The following is a 16175-nucleotide window of genomic DNA, read 5'->3' on the forward strand; positions in this document are numbered from 1 at the left end:
GTCGAGCAGTACCGGTTCTGGGCGCGAGGCCACCCAGCGCGTGCAGGAGCTACGCCAGGAGCTGGAGGCGCTGGGCGGGAGCGGAAGGAATCTCGGTGAGTGTTGCTGCGCCAGGGCACCAGCCGTTGGGAGGCCGAGCAGCAGTGGGTCTGCGCCAGCGCGGAGCTGGTCGACGCCCTCACCTGGCAGGAGCGGGCCGAGTCGGTGGCGCGCGCGTGTACCAAGAGGCGGTCGAGGCCGACGTGGCTCAGGCCTGCGCCGAACAGGTGGGTGCCCGGCGGGCCGCACACGAACAACGCGCGCTACGGGCTGCGGTGGAGCTGGGGGATCTCGCGTGAGGACGCCGAGCGGCTTCCCGAGTAGACGCTGGACCTGGGAGCGCGGCAGGCGATGCGCAGGTCCGAAATGGGGCGCGGGGGCAGACGTCGGGGACCAGGAGGCCGACGTGGTCGCCAGGATCGAATGTCTCGCCGGAACCGGAACGGCGATCGCATAAGGAACTACTAGATCGAATGTGTGCGGAGGCGTACTCTTTTATGTGTACGGAGGCGCACACATCCGGGAGGGGTCATGGAACCGGATACCAACATCCGGTACCTGGCCTCAGAACAGGTCCGGGATGCGCTCGGCGCACATGTCACCTGGGTATCCAGTACCGCTGGAGTGGTGGCCATCACCGATGACGGCGCCCCGGACGGCGCGCTCGTGCACCCCGATCTGATCACCCGGGCCGGGCTGGAGGTAGTCGCAGTCCACGGCGTGCGCGACGCACGCGCCCTGTGGGGCACGGTGCGCACCAGTGCCGCGACCGACGGCCCGCAGGGCATGACCTACCACGGCGCCCTGACCGCGGTCCTGGTCGATCACCCCACCCTGACCGCGCTCATGCGGGGCCTGCCCGTGCTGGCGTTCGAGGAACTCGAGCTGACCAGCACCGGCTTCGCTCTGGCCGACGGTGTACCGGTGCCGCCCGGGGACTACGCGGTGCATGACGGGCGGGTCCTGCGTATCCACGCCCCCCAACAACCGGAGGAGACGGCAGTGAACGAAACCACCCTGTTCGACCCGGAGACCCCCGATGAGGTCATCCGCGAGACGCTGACCGGAATCGCCAACCGCCTCGTGGGCGCATACATGCGGGCGGCTCAGGCCGCCACCACTCCGGAGGCCAAGGAGGAGGCCAAGGCGAAGATGCGGCAGATGTGGGAGGTCAAGAACGACCTGGATATGGGCCGCGACGCGATGGTCGCCGAAATCCAGCGCCTCCAGGACGTGCTTGCCGAGATGAGAGAGGCCTGAAACATTGGCCGACCCCTATGAGGTCCCCAAGGGAGAGCTTCAAGACATCTTCGATGAGTACATCAAGGGACTGGTCTTCGGCGGTGTCACCCCGACCCCGCGCGGGGAGCGGCCAGTGATGGTGCAGTTGGGAGGTCAGCTTGCCGCGGGCAAGACCCGAGCTCTCAAAGCCATCATCAGCCGCCACGGTGACCGGGTCGCCCGGGTCAGCCCCGACGACTTCCGCGACTACCACACCAAGATCGATGAGATCATGCGCGAGCACCCCCAGGAGAAGGTGGCGCTGACCAACCAGGCGATGTACGCCTGGTCCGACATGGTCCGCGAGTATGCCCACGCCAACGGCTACGGACTCGTGACGGAGGGCACCTTCCGTGAGGTTGACTACCTATTGGAGTACGCCGAGGAGATGGCGCAGCCGATGGAGGGCGTGCACCCGGGGTTCGTCAACGAGGTAGTCGTGGTCGCGACTCCCGGGGACCGCAGCTGCCTGGACATGGTCGGGCGTTATCTGGCCGACCCCCCTGGGGAGGGCCGGTGGGCTGATGCGCCAGGACATGACGCCTCCTACGAGCAACTGCCGTTGTCGGTGGAGGCTCTGGAGGCCAGCCCGCACATTCACCGGGTAATCGTCATTGACCGCTCCGGCACCGTCCACTACGACAACTCCCGCGGCGCCGATGGCCAGTGGGCTCAGGAGCCCCGAGCAAGCCAGGTCCTGCGGGACACGCGCGGCGAAGGACGTGTGCCTTTCGACCAGCAGGAGGCGGCTGCGTGGCTGTCCTCCTACTGGAAGCATGCTGAGAAGCTCCTCAAGCGCGGCGAGTTAGGGCCGGTAACCGTGCCCACGATGCTGGCCCTGCACGAGCGCGCCGACCGGGTGGCGCAGGTCGCTTACGCGGGTGATACGGACCGGCTCGCCCAGCACGCGCAGTGGCAGAAGGTACAGAAGGTGGTGTTCATGGCGGCCAATCGGGGTGCGCTGAACTCCGAACTGCCGCACCACCCGGAGAAGTTCCTCAACGCCGATGCCGTGGAGAAAGCCCGGTTCATGACGGCACTGCGGTCTGTAGAGAAACCCGCACCAGGCCTGCCGAAGGATGTTGTGGAAGCGGTGAAGCGCGCGCAGCAGGGTGTGGCCCCGCCGACGATCCACGCGTCGCCCTCGTTGTCCTCTCCGGCTTCTTCTGAGCACCGCCAGGGAAGAGGAAAAGGTCCTGACATCGAACGTTAGTGGCCATGAGGGCGGTTTTGGGCACGGTCACCCCCATGACCAGAACAGTGGTCATGGGGGCTTTGATTGGCTCTGTCTCATGGGAGACGAGGGGCAGCAGGCACTGGATTTCGACGCGATCGCCGTCCTTCATCCCAAGCCGATCTGGCCCAGTCCGGGGAGCGGCGGCATATCCGCAACAACATCGCGATGTTCCACCTGCTCTGTGTCCTGGAGGACGAACAGCGTCCAGCCACGGTCGAGGAGCAGGTTCTGACCCGCTGGACGAGGCGGGGCGGCGCCGAAAGTGTCCGACGCCCGCACAAGCGACTTCGCCGCTGAGCTGCTCAGCCCCGAGGAGTACGAGGCTGCCGAAATCAACACGCTCAACGCGCACTACACCCGCTTCTCCCTGCTGGAAGGGATCTGAGAGGGGAGGCGCGGCCTGGGCTTCGAGGGCGGCAACATGCTGGAACCCGGGTGCGGCAGCGGGAACTTCATCGGCGCCGCTCCCACCGACACCTCGCCCCCGACCCGCATAGTCGGGGTCGAGCTCGATCCGACCAGCGCGGCGATTGCCCGCCACCTATACCCCGACGCTCAGATCCCCACCGAGTCGTTCACGGCCGCCGCTCCCGATCATGCCTTCGACGCCGCGGTCGGCAACGTCCCCTTCGGGGACTACTGGCTCTACAACCCTTCCCAGGAGTCCATCCACAACCACTTCATCTCCAGCGGAAACACACGAGCGGGACGGCAGAGCACAGCGGTCCCCGCTGCTCGAATCGCCCGCACGCCGAGCCGGCGACCGGCCGACACGTTGACTCCAGGGGCAGATCAAGGTTCCTCGAAGCCCACGGCCAGGGCAATGCTTAGCGCCGGATCCGGTTCCGTTGTTCCAAGGAACCGCTATTTCATCGGATGAAGTCAGCGACCACCTGACACATCCACGGGGATGCGCTGATCTGGAGGGCTTCCCGCGCTGCTCCAGGAGAAGGACAGCCAGCGTAGCGCCCCCGTGAGACCCCCATGAAGGCCCTTCTCGCCTGCACGTTTGCCAATCGATTACATCTAATGAAAGATCCTTTCGTTTGATGTAATCGGTGGAAGGTGGCGGAGCGTGACCCGAGACGGGACGGTGCCCGGGGCAGCGGGGCTGCATCTGGTCGGAGGGACCGCGCTGTTGCGCCCTCAGGAGCAGGTCGCCGAGGCGATGCTGGAGGGCTGGCGCAACCAGCAACTGGCCCGCAACCTGGCCCTGTCCACGATCGAGGGCCGCCTCAACGCGGTGAAGGCCTTCACCCGCCATGCCGACGCCTTCCCCTGGGACTGGGCACCGCAAATGGTCGACGAGTGGCTCGGGGACCTGCGGGCCGTCCACCACCTGAAACAGTCCACCCTGCGCAACTACGCCGAGGCCGTCCGCTCCTTCTGTGCCTTCCTCACCGACCCCGCCTATGGGTGGGCCGCCGAGTGCGAGAAGAGGTTCGGCACCCACCCCATCCAGGTCTGCCACGAGTGGAACACTGCCCACCACCTGCAAGAATCCGAAGCCGACCCTTCGAAGAGGGCGTTCACCCGCGCCGAGTTGCAGGCCTTCTTCGACTACGCCGACGACCAGGTCCACCGGGTGCGTGGGGCCGGCCGCAAGGGCTGGCTGCCCGCCTTCCGCGACGCCGCCCTGTTCAAGACCGCCTACGCCTACGGGCTCCGTCGCCGCGAGACGCGGATGCTCGACCTGGCCGACTTCGGCCCCAACCCTCATGCCCGCGAGTTCGGTGCCTACGGCGTCTGCTACGTGCGCTGGGGCAAGGCCATGAAGGGCTCACCGCCCAAGCGCCGCAGCGTCCTGACCGTTGGCCCGCGCGAGGGCATCGGCGGGATGGACTGGATCGTGGACGTGCTGGCCCAGTGGATCGAGGAAGCCCGCCCGGCCTGCGCCCACGCCGGCTCCCCGGCGCTCTGGCCTTCTGAGCGCGGGCCGCGCATCGGGTTCTCCCAGATGAACACCCGCTTCGCCTCCTACCGCGACGCCATCGGACTCGACAAGGGCCTGGACCTGCACTCCTTCCGGCGCTCCTACGTCACGCACCTGATCGAGGACGGCTGGGACCCCCGGTTCGTCCAGGAACAGGTCGGCCATGAACACGCCTCCACCACCTCCCTCTACACCTGCGTCTCCTCGGACTTTCGCACCCGGACCTTGCGCAAGGCGATGGATGCCACGATGAGAGCGGCCTTGGACACCGGAAGGACGAAGCGATGAAGCGGCAGGTCAGCTACCAATGGCGGTTGCGGGAGGTCATGGCCGAACACGGTATGTTCACCGCCACCGACCTCGCCCGCCCCCTGGTCGAACGGGGCATCGAGCTCTCCTCCGTCCAGGTCTGGCGCCTGGTCACCCAAAGCCCCGAACGACTCTCCCTACCAGTCCTGGCCGCGCTCTGCGACATCTTCGAGTGCACCCCCGCCGACCTCATCGCGACCCGGGCCGAGAACGCCGCCCCGCGGCGCACTGCCACTGGTGAGACCGGAGGATCCACGTCCGGAGTCGCTCCGCTGCGTCCCAAACGCGCCCGGATCGACCCCGACCGGTGAGCGCCTACCGCACCCGGGAGCAATACGAGCGCTGGCACATGGGCACCTGCGTTCGCTGCGGCCGGAAGGGAGCAAGCAGGGCCGCGTTCTGGGAAGGCCTGATCTGCCGGACCTGCTACGAGAAGGCCGCCAACACTCACGGCACCTGCCCCGAATGCGGAGCCGACCGGCTTCTGCCCGGCCGTCACGACCGGACGGCGATCTGCCGGGACTGCGCCGGCATCACCCGCGACTTCCACTGCGATCGCTGCGGCACCGAAGCCCACCTGCTCGGCGGACGTCTCTGCGAACGCTGCACCCTGGCCGACCGGCTCGATGAGTTCCTCGACGACGGCACCGGGCACCCGAACCCACAGTTGGGACTGCTTCGGGAAACGGTTCTGGCCATGCCCCGACCCAAGAGCGCTCTGGCCTGGCTACACAGGCCCAAGGCCCGTCTCCTCCTCCGGGAACTGGCCACTGGGAGCTTGCCGCTCACCCACGACGCCTTCCGCCGGCACCCCGAGTGGCGGGCCGCCGCGCACCTGCGCGACCTGCTCATGACCTGCGGGCTCCTACCTCAGGCCGACAAGTACCTGTTGCACCACGAGAGCTGGCTGCACCGCCGCCTCGGTGAACTCCACGACCAGGCGCACCTGCCGACCCTGGAACAGTTCGCCACCTGGCACCAGCTCCCCAAGCTCCGCACACGAGCTGAGCGCCGACCCTTGACCCCCAGTGCGAGCAGCCACGCCGCCCAGCAGTTCAACCGAGCCCACGAGTTCCTCACCTGGCTGAACGGGCAGGGCACGACCCTGGAGAAGGTGGGCCAAGCCGGAATCGACCGCTGGCACGCCATCCACAAACCTCACGAACAGCGCGCCCTCCGGGCATTCCTGACCTGGGCACGCGACACCGGCCGACTCCCCTCGCGGCCGGCCTTCCCCCGCCTGGCCATCACCGAAGGGCCGCAGCTCACCCAGCACCGACGCCTCGAACTCCTGCGCCGGGTCCTGGACGAGAGCGCGGGGCCGCTGCGCTCCCGGGCAGCGGCCTGCCTGATGCTGCTCTTCGCTCAACCCGCGAGCCGCATCGTCCTGCTGACCACCGACGACATCTCCCAGGACACCGGCGGCCAGGTGCTCATCCGTCTCGGCGACCCACCGGCTCCGGTCCCCGAACCCTTCGCCGACCTGCTGCTCCAAGCCAGGGACCAGCGGACCAACATGAACACCACCAACCGGGATGCGGCCTGGTTGTTCCCCGGCCGCAGGGCCGGGCGCCCCATGCACCCGCACAGCCTTGCCGACCTGATTCGCGATATCGGCATCCCCGGAACGGCGGTGCGCACCTCCGCGCTGCGCCAACTCGTTCTCCAAGCTCCCGCTCCGGTCATCGCCCGGGCGCTGGGGTTCCACGACAAGACCACCACCCGGGTCGTTGCCCAGGCGGGAGGGACCTGGAACCGCTACGCCCCCAGCGACCACGCACAGTGACCGGAGCTGGGGGAACCATGGAGAACACAGATCACTGGATCAACGACTCCTGCCAGTCACAGCCCCGAACCCCCTGCGCTCGCGGCCGGCGATGATCGTCAACTTGGGGTTGACGCAGGAAGGGCGTCAACTTATGGTTGACGCATGGAGAAGCCCGTCACCCCAACAGGACAGATCCGTCTCGACGACCTGATCGAGGCCATCAAGAAGAGCAACCCCGACGCCCTGGAACAGCTCTCCAGCGCCGTCATCGCCGCGGACCACCTCGGCGAGGTGGCCGACCACCTGATCGGCCACTTCGTGGACCAGGCACGGCGTTCCGGCGCCTCCTGGACCGAGATCGGCCGGAGTATGGGGGTCAGCAAGCAGGCGGCCCAGAAGCGCTTCGTCGCCAAGGGGGCGGCACCCGACCTCGACCCCTCCCAGGGGTTCAGCCGGTTCACCCCGCGGGCGAAGAACGTCGTGATGGCCTCCCAGAACGAGGCGCGCGCGGCCGGCAACAACGAGATCGGCCCCGAACACCTGATGCTGGGACTGCTGAGCGAGCCCGAGGCGTTCGCGGCCAAGGCGATCGCGGCGCAGGGGGTCACCCCCGAGGCCGTCCGCGAGGCAGTGACCGGTGTCCTCCCGCCCGCCGCGAAGGACGTCCCCGACCTCATCCCCTACGACCAGCGGGCGCGCAAGGCCCTGGAGCTGACCTTCCGGGAGGCCCTGCGGCTGGGGCACAACTACATCGGCACCGAACACGTCCTGCTCGCGCTGTTGGAGCTGGAGAACGGGACCGGCCCCCTCTCGGGACTGGGGCTGTCCAAGGCCGCGGCCGAAGCCTACGTCGTCGAGGCCCTGGCCGCCTTCACCGCCAGCATGAAGGACGACGACCAGGAGTAGGACCCCGCCCCTTCGGGAGCTCCTCGCGGTCCGCCCGCCCGAAAACCGGTGGCGGGCGGACCGCCGGACCTGTCACCATCGGCCCGTGTCCCACGCGATCACCGTCCTGTCCCCACGCGACCTTCCCGGCTGCCTGCGACTCGCGCAGGACCGCGAGTGGTCGCGGGAAGAGGACAAGTGGCGGCTCCTGTTCGAGGTCGGCACCGGCTATGGGGTGCGCGACGACGCCGGCGAGCTGATCGGCAGCGCGGTCCTGACCCGCTACGGCACCGAGGCGGCGGCCGTCAGCATGGTCCTGGTCGCGCGCCGCCACGGCGGTCGGGGAATCGGCCGCGCCCTCATGACCCACGTGCTGGCACAGGCCGGAGACGCGACCGTCTTCCTCAACGCCACCGGCTACGGCCGCCCCCTCTACGAGAAGCTGGGCTTCGTCCAGGTGGGCGTGACCCACACCCACACCGGCCACCTCGCCCCCACCCGGGTCGAGCCGTCCACCCGGCCGGCGCGACCCGACGACCTTCCCGCGATCCGCCGGCTCGACGCGCAGGCCAACGGCGCCGACCGCACCGACGTGCTGGACCGCCTGCCGGACTTCGCCGAGCGGCTACACGTCCTCGAACGCCACGGGCGCGTCACCGGCTACGCCGGCGTGTGGCGCAACCCGGACCACGCCGTCGTCGGCCCGGTCATCGCGGACGACACCGACGACGCCATCGCGTTGATCGTCGGCCTGGCCCGTGAGACCGACGGGCCCCTGCGGCTCGACCTCGACGGCCGCCACCCGCAACTGCGCGCCTGGGCGACACAACACGGGGTCACCGAGTGGTTCACGACGGACGTCATGGTCCACGACGGACGCCCGCTGCCCGGCGACCGCGAACGCTGGTTCGTCCCCTTGATGCAGGCGCTCGGCTGAGCACGGCGTCGCCCCGAACACCCCCGGATACGCCGCGGGCAGGGGGACGAACCGTCGCTGGGAACGCCCATCCGGCCCGGTGGCCGCCGCCCGCGTAACACCACCCTCGACACCGTGGCCGGACCCGGACCCGCGTACTCGAGGGCTTTGCGCGACGAGTCGCCGCGCAAAGCCCTCGGCGTTCTTCACGCGGCCTTGCGCCGGTCCGAGCACCGAAGCCCAGGGCGGTACTTTGTCGCGTTGCCCGCGTTGCCCGCGCCTACGGCGTTCCCAGTTCGGCGCGGATCTGCGGGAGCACTTTGGTGCCGAGCAGTTCGATACCGCGCAGGAAGTCACGTTGGGGCATACCACCGACGTCCATCTGCAGGATCTGGCGGGTGTGGCCAAGCAACCCGTGCAGATGCAGGATCCGGTCGGCGATCTCGTTCGGGTCGCCGACGAAGACCATGCCGCCGGCTCCCAAGGCCGCGGCGCGGTCGGTGCGCGCCGGGACGGGGCGACCGAGTTCGGCGGCACCGTCGGCCATCATCCGGTGCTCGTAGTCCAGATAGGTAGCCCGCGCCCGGTCCCCGGACTCGGCGACGAACCCGTGCACGGCCACGGCGATATCGGCCTTCTCGGCAGGGTGCCCGGCCTGGGCCCAGGCGTCGCGGTAGACGTGCCCGTACCGCGCCCAGTACTCGGGGGTGCCGCCCAGGATGCCCAGGAACATCGGCAGCCCCAATTCGGCGGCGCGGTGGACCGAGTTCGGGCTGCCGCCGGTGCCTAGCCAGATCTTCAGCGGCTCCTCGGGCCGCGGGACGATGGTGAGGTCCCGCAGCGGCCGATTCCGGTGCGGGCCATCAAAGGTGGGGCTCTCGTCGGTGTTGACGGCCATGAGCAGGGCGAGCTTGGAGGCGTAGAGCATGTCATAGTCGCGCTCGTCGTAGTCGAAGAGCGGGAACGTGATCGTCGAGGACCCGCGTCCGGCGACCAGCTCGATGCGTCCGGGGGCCAGGGCCGAGGCGGTGGCCAGCTGCTGGAACACCCGGATCGGATCGTCGGTCGACAGGACGGTGACCGCGGTGCTCAGCTTGATCCGGTTCGTGGACGCGGCGGCGGCGTTGATCACGGCGGTGGGCGAGGACAGCGGCATGGCGCGCAGGTGGTGCTCGCCCACCCCGAAGAAGTCCAGGGTGAATTCGAGGGGTCGTTGCAACACCCCTTCAGAGACGGGGTGTTGCAACGACCTCTAGAACTCAAGCTCCCTGAAGGGGGTTTGTTCAGGAGTGGGGCCTCGGCCTCCTCAGTGACCCGCCCACGACCAAGGCTTCCGCAAGGGTCTCATGGGTCGGCAGGCAAGCGTGCATGCCCGTGATGTCCAGGACCTTTCGGGTCTGGGGGCTGGGGGCGGCCAGCCTGAAGTCGATGCCCAGCCGGTCGGCCTGGGACTGTCCTGCCACCAGGAGGGCGATGCCGGCCGCACCGAAGAAGGTGACGTCGGACAGGTCCACAGCCACCAGGCCCGCTCCGGGACGGAGAGCTTCGAACAGGCGCTTTCGGAGCTGCGGGACGGTGTACAGGTCCACCTCGCCCGACAGTCTGACGACCGTGGGGGTCGGCTCCACACCTCTGGGCCGGTTCGAGGTGCGGTGACTATGCCTCTGTGATGAGGCCGGGCCCAAATTCCGGGCGCCCGCGGCGTAGAGGGGGCCTCCCTCCGACTCCCAGTCCGTCTCGGGAGATGACAGAGGAGGACGGGGGGCCAGGCTCGCGGTGTCCATGATCTGTGCGGCCTGGTCGGTGTTCGTCGTCTGTGCGGCGATCTCCATGGCCGAGTGGGCCACAAAGTCGTTCACACCGGGAGGCACCACGAGCAATCTCGTGCGCGCTCCAGTACTCCCGATGGCGACGAGCAGGTCGGAGGGGGTTGAAAGCGACCAGGAGAGTCTGATCGCGCGCCCGGCGACCTCCAGGAGTTCAGGTCGGCTCCTCCAACCGGTCGCACTAAGTTCAAGCCTTTGGACGGTTCCCCGGTACTCGTCGAGTGCGAGGACCAGACCTGGCAACTCCGCGACGGGGTTCCCGGATCGGGGCCACCATCCTCCGTCGAGCACGCTGCTGTGGCCCGGAACCGGGTGCAGGCGCAGTCGGGGAACCGATGGGGGTGTGGCGGAAACGGCGGGCGGATATGAAGTGAAGCGTGGCATGGGTCAGTGCGTCCGTAACTCCGGGAAGCCGTGCCCTGGACACACTTCCAGGCGAGAGATGGATGGGCGATCTTCCTGCTGTTTTTACAGGAAATGGGGAACCCGCCTTCGGATAGGGGACAGGACCGCGTGCCTGCCGCTGATTCGGCAGAAGCCGACGACGGAGGCGATCCCTCCACCCACCGGGTTTCCCGGCACCACCATGTCGGGTGCCGGCGGCTCCGCAGAGCCACTTCTGTCCTCCCCCACGGTATGCCGGCAAAGGCCATGGCAGGGCCACGGAAGGTGCAAGTTTCGAGGGGCGGGTTTCCAGAAGACGCCCCTGCGACGGTGAGGGCACGTGCAGCGGCCGCGCCGAGGTTGGCCTCCAGCGAACTATGGACAGGCCGCGTGTTCGATCGAGGCGACGGGCAGCCCTGTCGGTTTGGGAGTCAGAGGTTGCCGCCTCCGGCCGGGGAGAGCGGTACCACAGGAAACCGGACCGATCCCCGAAGGCCGATCCCTCTGGGAGTCTCTTCCAATACCCGGGCGCGGTCGGCAGAGTGTCCGACACCGCTTCCCGGCACGTCGCCTCGTGCCGGCAGCGCTACACGGTGGGCGCCGAGGAACCCGCCACCGCCGTCCCCGCGGATCGGCCGGCACCACGACCCGGCCGAGCCGGACGACGAAGCCGGGGGACGGTGAGGTCGGTGGGCGCCCTGACGCATCGGCACCGGTCGCACCCGCCACTCCTGCCCCTGGGACTCCCGCAGACCCGAGTCGAAGGGGCCTCCTCCCAGGACAGGAGCCGAAGGACGGTCCTGAACCCGGAAACGGGGGCGCCCGTCGTGGGGCGCGGGGTCAGGAGAAGGGAGAGGCCGCCGAGGACAGGACCTCGCGCAGCAGCCCGCCGAACTCCTCGGGCCACTTGGCGTAACCGACGTGCCCGCCCGGGAACTCCACCAGGTCCCGAGACAGGTGCTCGGCGAGGACGACGGCCGGGCGGCGCACGATCTGCGCGCGCGAATCGCGTCCGCCGGCCACCACGACGCGATCCGCCACGGGGGCGAGCGCCGCCAGGTCGGGGGTGAAGCGGACAAAGGGGTGGATCACGTGGGCCAGGAAGAAGGCCGTGTTGTCCCGCGCCTCGGGCAGCACCGGCGCGGGGCGCCCCCCGAAGACCGCGCCGAGCCGCTCCAACGCCGCCGCGGCCCCCTCGTTCTGGAAGGCCGCGCGGACGGTGTCGAGGAAGGCCAGATGCTCCTCGGCGTCGGGAAGCAGTCGGAACGCGGGCGGTTCGTGGACGACGAGCGCCGCGATCCGCTCCGGGTATCGGGCGGCGAAATGCAGCGCGACGAGCCCGCCCGAGCAACTGCCGAACACCCGGACCGCGGCACCGGACGGATCCAGGTGGTCGAGCAGGCGGCGGACGTCGTCGGAGTGTTCCTCGACGCGCTGGTCGACCAACGGTCCCCGCAGCGGACTGCGTGAGTTGCCGCGCGGATCGAAGGAGACGACCCGGTGATCGGCGGCGAGGACGGCCGCGAGCCGTTCGAAGATGACCGCGTCCGAGTTGGCGCCCGCGATCAGGAGGAGGAGCGGGCCCCGGCCACGCGTCTCATAGTGCAGCGTCGCCCCGGGCACCGCCAGCGCGCCGGTCTCTACCCCGTCCATGCTCCTCCAGAACACGATCGATGTCGTGACAGATCGCCCTTTTGTTGTTACCCAAGGTAGTCGACCTGTGTAACATGCGTGATGGAAACGGCGGAGAACGTGCATCTCGCCTCAGCGTCCATCCTCATCGGAGGAGTGATCGACATGGCGGACGAGACCGCCACCGGGCCACGCCTCCTCCTGAACGCCGAACCGTTCGGGTTCGGACCCGCGGCGGCGACGGCGATCCTCGCCGGGGAACTGTCCCCCTTCTGCGCGGGGCTGGGTTATTTCGGCGGCGGCCACACCCTCGACCTGCAACACAGTCCCCCCTACGACACCATCCACGCGACAACGGGCCTGCCCGACGGGCAACGGCTGTCCCTCCTGCGCCGGCTGGCGCCCCACTACGACCTGTTCGTCACGGCCATGGATTTCGAGATGGCCGCGCTGGCCCGGCGCGCGGGCCTGGACGTGGCGGTCTACGACGCGCTCGCCTGGTACTGGCCCGCCGTCCCGCCGGTGGCCTTCGAGGCGGTGCTGTACCTCGCGCAGGACTTCTTCGGAGTCCGGGAACGGATCGCGGCGGAACCCGGACTGGAGGGGCGCGCCGTCGTCGTCCCCCCGCTCATCCCACCGCGACGCGCCCGAACGGCCGGCGACCACGTCCTGGTCAACCTGGGGGCCTGCAAAACCCGTTCTGGCGGCCGGCAGACGCGGTCGCCTACGCGCGCCTCATGGTGGCGACGGTCCGCGCGGCGCACCCCGCAGGGCCACCCCTGATCGTGACGGCGAGCCAGGATGTCGCCGCCGCGCTCGACGATCCCGCGGTCGCCACCTACGACCACGAGACCGTGCTCGACCTCATGAGCGGTGCCGTCTACGCCTGCATGACCCCTGGGCTGGGCAACATCTACGACGCCGCGGCGACCGATGTGCCCACCCTGTGGCTGCCGCCGGTCAACGACACCCACCCCCGCCAGGTGGGCCTGCTCCGCGACCACGGCTGCTGTGACGCGCACCTGGATTGGGCGCACATCGGCCACCCCGTCGACTACGACGCCCCGATCCCCGACATCCTGGCGGCGGTCACCCGTGTGGTGCGCCAGGTTTCGAAGCGGCGGTGCGCCAGGGACCTGTTGACGGCGCGGCTGAGGGCGCTCGCGGACGGCCTGGGACCTGCTCCCGGGAGGGCTCGGAAGCTGACCGACCGGTTCGGTCAGGACGGCACACGCCACGCCGCCACCGCGCTGCTGGGGTGCGCCGGAGGCGGGCAGAGCGGTCGGTCTCCGTCGCCCACGTGATGGCGGAACCGGACCGGCCCCAGGGGAGGACCGGCCGGCCTCCCGGTGAGCGAGGGGCGGATCCCGTTCCCGAAGGATGGCCCGTCAGGGCGGGCGGGGCCGAGACAACGTCCCTTGGACGGCGCCGTTTTGGCCGGGCGGCGTCGACCAAGGGCGGCGAGACGCCGAAGGCCACGCCGAGAACACCCGCCCCAAGGGCGTAGGGACCGGGATCGGGCCGGCCTGGCCGGGTGAGACCGGGCAGATTCGCGCGGCCGGGGGCGAGGGCACCGGTCGCCGGCGCCGACATGCTCACCGGTCGGTCCCGGCGCACCGAGGACGCACCCACATCAGCGCGGGATGACAGAGGTGTGAGGATGCGGCGGCCGGGCTCCGGGTGACCTCCTCCCCTCACCGGCTCCCTACGCGACACGGCCGGCGGGACCCCGGGTGGTGACCGCGGGGATGGGCGGGCACGGCCGCCGTCTTCCCCGGCCTCCGCCGGAAGGAGAGGCCGCCTCCGCCAAAGGTCGTAGATCGAGTGTGGACCTCGGCGAGATGTGCCGGAAGTGCCCTCCCCGGCAGGGTGGTGAGCACACCACCGGATGCCACACACGGGCAGGCCCCGAGCATCCGGTACGACCACAGACAGGAGAGGTCTCGTGACCGCCCCCGCCCCACCCCGCGTCAGCACCCCGCCCGATCGGCGACCACGAGTGTTCCCGGGGGGCCTGGCCGCCATCGTCGCCACCGGTGTGCTCGCCACCGGCTGCGCCGTCCCGGCGACCGACACGGTCGCACCCCCGCCGACCCCCTCCGGCGCCACCGCGGACCTCACCCGAGAGGACCTGGAGACCTGGCTGGACGGGCTGGTTCCGGCCGCCCTGGACCAGACGGGGATTCCGGGAGCGGCGGTCAGTGTCGTCCACGATGGAGAACTCCTCACCGCGCGCGGTTACGGCTACGCCGACACCGGCGCGGACGGGTCCGAACCGGTCCCGGTCGATCCACAGGAGACGCTCTTCCGGGTCGGGTCGGTCTCCAAGCTGTTCACCGCCACCGCGGTGATGCGGCTCGTCGAGGAGGGCCGGGTCGACCTCGACGCCGACGTCCACGAGTACATCGACTTCACCGTGCCGACCTCCTTCGACGAGCCCGTGACCCTCCGTCACCTGCTGACCCACACCCCCGGTTTCGAAGAGCGGGTCGCCGGGATGATCCTCCCCCCAGACGCCGAGGACGACCTGCGCGCGCACCTGGTCACCGACCCCCCGGAGCAGGTGTTCCCACCCGGTACGGTCCCCGCCTACTCCAACTACGGCAACGCCCTCGCCGGGTACGTCGTCGAGCGGGTCAGCGGCGTCCCGTTCGAGGAATACGTCCAGGAGAACGTGCTCGAACCGCTGGGCATGGACTCCTCCACCTTCGCCCAGCCCCTGCCCGACGGCCTCGCGCAGCGCGTCGCCGAGGGCTACACCGTCGACACCGCCGCGGCCGGCCCCTTCGAGGTCGTCGCGGGCGCCCCCGCGGGGTCGCTGACCGCCTCGGCGACCGACATGGCCCACTTCATGCTCGCCCACCTGGGGCAGGCGGACCGGCCCCTGCTGGAGCCCCAGACGCTCGATCTCATGCACGCGCCGGGGCTGGACGAGGAGACCCTGGGAACGCTGGCCCAGGGACCGCGCATGGCCCTGGGCTTCTTCGAGGAGGACCGCAACGGGCGGCGCATCCTCGGGCACGGTGGGGACACCCAGTACTTCCACTCCCACCTGCAGATCTACCCGGACGAGGGCACCGGCGTCTTCGTGGCCCTCAACGGCGGCGGCCACGGGGGGATCGAGAGCCTCCGGCTGCGCGAGGAGATCCTGTTCGGCTTCGCCGACCGTTACTTCCCCGCCGAAGACGCCCCCGCATCCAAGGCCGAGCCGACGGCGGTCGAACACGCCGCCATGGCCGAGGGCGTCTATGAGAGCTCGCGGTCGATGTACAGCACCTTCCTGTCCGTCCTGGGCGTGGCCGGCGGACAGACCCGGGTCATCGCCCGCGAGGACGGCACGATCCTGGTCACCCCGGGACCCGAGACCATGGAGCCCACGGTCTATGAGGAGGTCGAGCCGTGGGTGTGGCGCGAGGTCGGCGGTCAGCGCCTGCTGGCGATGCGCGTGGCCGGTGACCAGGTGGAGGCGATCGGTTTCGGCTCGGCCTTCACCCTGCTGCCCGTCGACACCGTGCGCACGGCGTCCCTGGCGCTCCCGGTGGTCGCCGTCTCCGTCGCGATCCTGCTCGCCGCCGCGCTGTCATGGCCTCTCGGCGCGCTGATGCGCCGCGGACGGTCCCTGCCGGCCCCCCAGCCGGCCGGGCGTCCGGCCCGGATCCTGGCCCGGGCGGGCGTGGCCTGCGCCCTGGCCGCGCTCGCGGGCTGGACCGTGGTCGTCAGCCTGGTCATGGGTTTCCAGGAGGTGCCCAAGGGAGTCCTGTACGCCCTGCTGGGCGCCCAGTGGGCCGGCGTCGCCGCCATCATCCCGGCCGCCGTGGCGCTGGTCGGCGACATCCGCCGCCGCGCGGGTTGGCGGCGCTGCCTGGGCGGCCTGCTCGTGTTGTCGGCGCTGATCGGCGTGGCCGGGTTCGCCGCCCTCTTCGGCCTGCTCTCCCCGGACATGTCCTACTGATCCGTCACGACTG

At 69.8% G+C, this 16175-nt stretch carries 16 protein-coding genes; 13 read left to right on the forward strand and 3 right to left on the reverse strand.

Annotated features, from left to right (window positions below):
* Window positions 1-99 precede the first annotated feature (99 nt).
* The 10 genes from B5D66_RS08455 to B5D66_RS08490 all read left to right on the forward strand — a co-directional run bounded on the left by B5D66_RS08455 (window position 100) and on the right by B5D66_RS08490 (window position 8389).
* Window positions 100-363 carry a hypothetical protein gene (locus B5D66_RS08455; RefSeq protein ID WP_078761108.1) on the forward strand — a complete coding sequence of 88 codons (264 nt, stop codon included), beginning with the start codon at window positions 100-102 and terminating at the stop codon, window positions 361-363.
* A 207-nt stretch (window positions 364-570) separates the two neighbouring features.
* On the forward strand, window positions 571-1299 hold the full coding sequence (locus B5D66_RS08460; protein ID WP_144390034.1) for a hypothetical protein: 729 nt from the start codon (window positions 571-573) through the stop codon (window positions 1297-1299).
* Between the two features lie 4 nt (window positions 1300-1303).
* Window positions 1304-2533: a zeta toxin family protein gene (locus B5D66_RS08465; RefSeq protein WP_078761110.1), complete on the forward strand. Its 1230-nt coding sequence runs from the start codon at window positions 1304-1306 to the stop codon at window positions 2531-2533.
* 286 nt (window positions 2534-2819) lie between these two features.
* Window positions 2820-2942: a hypothetical protein gene (locus B5D66_RS26295; RefSeq protein WP_268805285.1), complete on the forward strand. Its 123-nt coding sequence runs from the start codon at window positions 2820-2822 to the stop codon at window positions 2940-2942.
* A 36-nt stretch (window positions 2943-2978) separates the two neighbouring features.
* Window positions 2979-3437: a methyltransferase domain-containing protein gene (locus B5D66_RS26550; protein WP_394330043.1), complete on the forward strand. Its 459-nt coding sequence runs from the start codon at window positions 2979-2981 to the stop codon at window positions 3435-3437.
* Window positions 3438-3632: 195 nt separating this feature from the next.
* Window positions 3633-4778 carry a tyrosine-type recombinase/integrase gene (locus tag B5D66_RS08470; RefSeq protein ID WP_235000866.1) on the forward strand — a complete coding sequence of 382 codons (1146 nt, stop codon included), beginning with the start codon at window positions 3633-3635 and terminating at the stop codon, window positions 4776-4778.
* The gene (locus B5D66_RS08475) at window positions 4775-5110 is read left to right on the forward strand and encodes a helix-turn-helix domain-containing protein (protein ID WP_078761111.1); all 336 of its coding nucleotides are present in this window, start codon (window positions 4775-4777) and stop codon (window positions 5108-5110) included. Before B5D66_RS08470 ends, B5D66_RS08475 begins: the two co-directional genes overlap by 4 nt.
* Window positions 5107-6585, forward strand: a complete 1479-nt coding sequence (locus B5D66_RS08480; protein WP_078761112.1) for a hypothetical protein — start codon at window positions 5107-5109, stop codon at window positions 6583-6585. The genes B5D66_RS08475 and B5D66_RS08480 overlap by 4 nt, the downstream gene beginning before the upstream one ends.
* A gap of 144 nt (window positions 6586-6729) precedes the next feature.
* A complete protein-coding gene (locus B5D66_RS08485) occupies window positions 6730-7473 on the forward strand; it encodes a Clp protease N-terminal domain-containing protein (RefSeq protein WP_078761113.1) in 744 nt (247 codons plus the stop codon).
* Between the two features lie 85 nt (window positions 7474-7558).
* On the forward strand, window positions 7559-8389 hold the full coding sequence (locus B5D66_RS08490; RefSeq protein WP_078761114.1) for a GNAT family N-acetyltransferase: 831 nt from the start codon (window positions 7559-7561) through the stop codon (window positions 8387-8389).
* A gap of 259 nt (window positions 8390-8648) precedes the next feature.
* Here the strand turns inward: B5D66_RS08490 and B5D66_RS08495 are convergent, their stop codons facing one another.
* The 3 genes from B5D66_RS08495 to B5D66_RS08505 all read right to left on the reverse strand — a co-directional run bounded on the left by B5D66_RS08495 (window position 8649) and on the right by B5D66_RS08505 (window position 12231).
* A complete protein-coding gene (locus tag B5D66_RS08495) occupies window positions 8649-9587 on the reverse strand; it encodes an LLM class flavin-dependent oxidoreductase (protein ID WP_200813576.1) in 939 nt (312 codons plus the stop codon).
* 64 nt (window positions 9588-9651) lie between these two features.
* Window positions 9652-10578: an STAS domain-containing protein gene (locus B5D66_RS08500; RefSeq protein ID WP_078761116.1), complete on the reverse strand. Its 927-nt coding sequence runs from the start codon at window positions 10576-10578 to the stop codon at window positions 9652-9654.
* 840 nt (window positions 10579-11418) lie between these two features.
* Window positions 11419-12231 carry an alpha/beta fold hydrolase gene (locus B5D66_RS08505; protein WP_078761117.1) on the reverse strand — a complete coding sequence of 271 codons (813 nt, stop codon included), beginning with the start codon at window positions 12229-12231 and terminating at the stop codon, window positions 11419-11421.
* Window positions 12232-12375: 144 nt separating this feature from the next.
* On the opposite strand from B5D66_RS08505, the gene B5D66_RS08510 reads away from it, so the two are divergent.
* From B5D66_RS08510 to B5D66_RS08520, 3 genes are all read left to right on the forward strand, one after another.
* Window positions 12376-12993: a hypothetical protein gene (locus B5D66_RS08510; protein WP_078761118.1), complete on the forward strand. Its 618-nt coding sequence runs from the start codon at window positions 12376-12378 to the stop codon at window positions 12991-12993.
* A gap of 2 nt (window positions 12994-12995) precedes the next feature.
* On the forward strand, window positions 12996-13514 hold the full coding sequence (locus tag B5D66_RS08515) for a hypothetical protein (protein WP_144390035.1): 519 nt from the start codon (window positions 12996-12998) through the stop codon (window positions 13512-13514).
* 641 nt (window positions 13515-14155) lie between these two features.
* Entirely contained in the window at window positions 14156-16162 is a 2007-nt protein-coding gene (locus tag B5D66_RS08520) for a serine hydrolase domain-containing protein (protein ID WP_235000868.1), read from the forward strand.
* Window positions 16163-16175: the final 13 nt, after the last annotated feature.

This window comes from Marinactinospora thermotolerans DSM 45154, assembly GCF_900167435.1.
Taxonomy (GTDB): domain Bacteria; phylum Actinomycetota; class Actinomycetes; order Streptosporangiales; family Streptosporangiaceae; genus Marinactinospora; species Marinactinospora thermotolerans.

Coding starts and splice junctions, on each gene's coding strand:
- B5D66_RS08460 (WP_144390034.1), top strand. CDS start 571: ATGGAACCGGATACCAACATCCGGTACCTGGCCTCAGAACAGGTCCGG.
- B5D66_RS26550 (WP_394330043.1), top strand. CDS start 2,979: ATGCTGGAACCCGGGTGCGGCAGCGGGAACTTCATCGGCGCCGCTCCC.
- B5D66_RS08475 (WP_078761111.1), top strand. CDS start 4,775: ATGAAGCGGCAGGTCAGCTACCAATGGCGGTTGCGGGAGGTCATGGCC.
- B5D66_RS08485 (WP_078761113.1), top strand. CDS start 6,730: ATGGAGAAGCCCGTCACCCCAACAGGACAGATCCGTCTCGACGACCTG.
- B5D66_RS08500 (WP_078761116.1), bottom strand. CDS start 10,578: ATGCCACGCTTCACTTCATATCCGCCCGCCGTTTCCGCCACACCCCCA.
- B5D66_RS08505 (WP_078761117.1), bottom strand. CDS start 12,231: ATGGACGGGGTAGAGACCGGCGCGCTGGCGGTGCCCGGGGCGACGCTG.
- B5D66_RS08510 (WP_078761118.1), top strand. CDS start 12,376: ATGGCGGACGAGACCGCCACCGGGCCACGCCTCCTCCTGAACGCCGAA.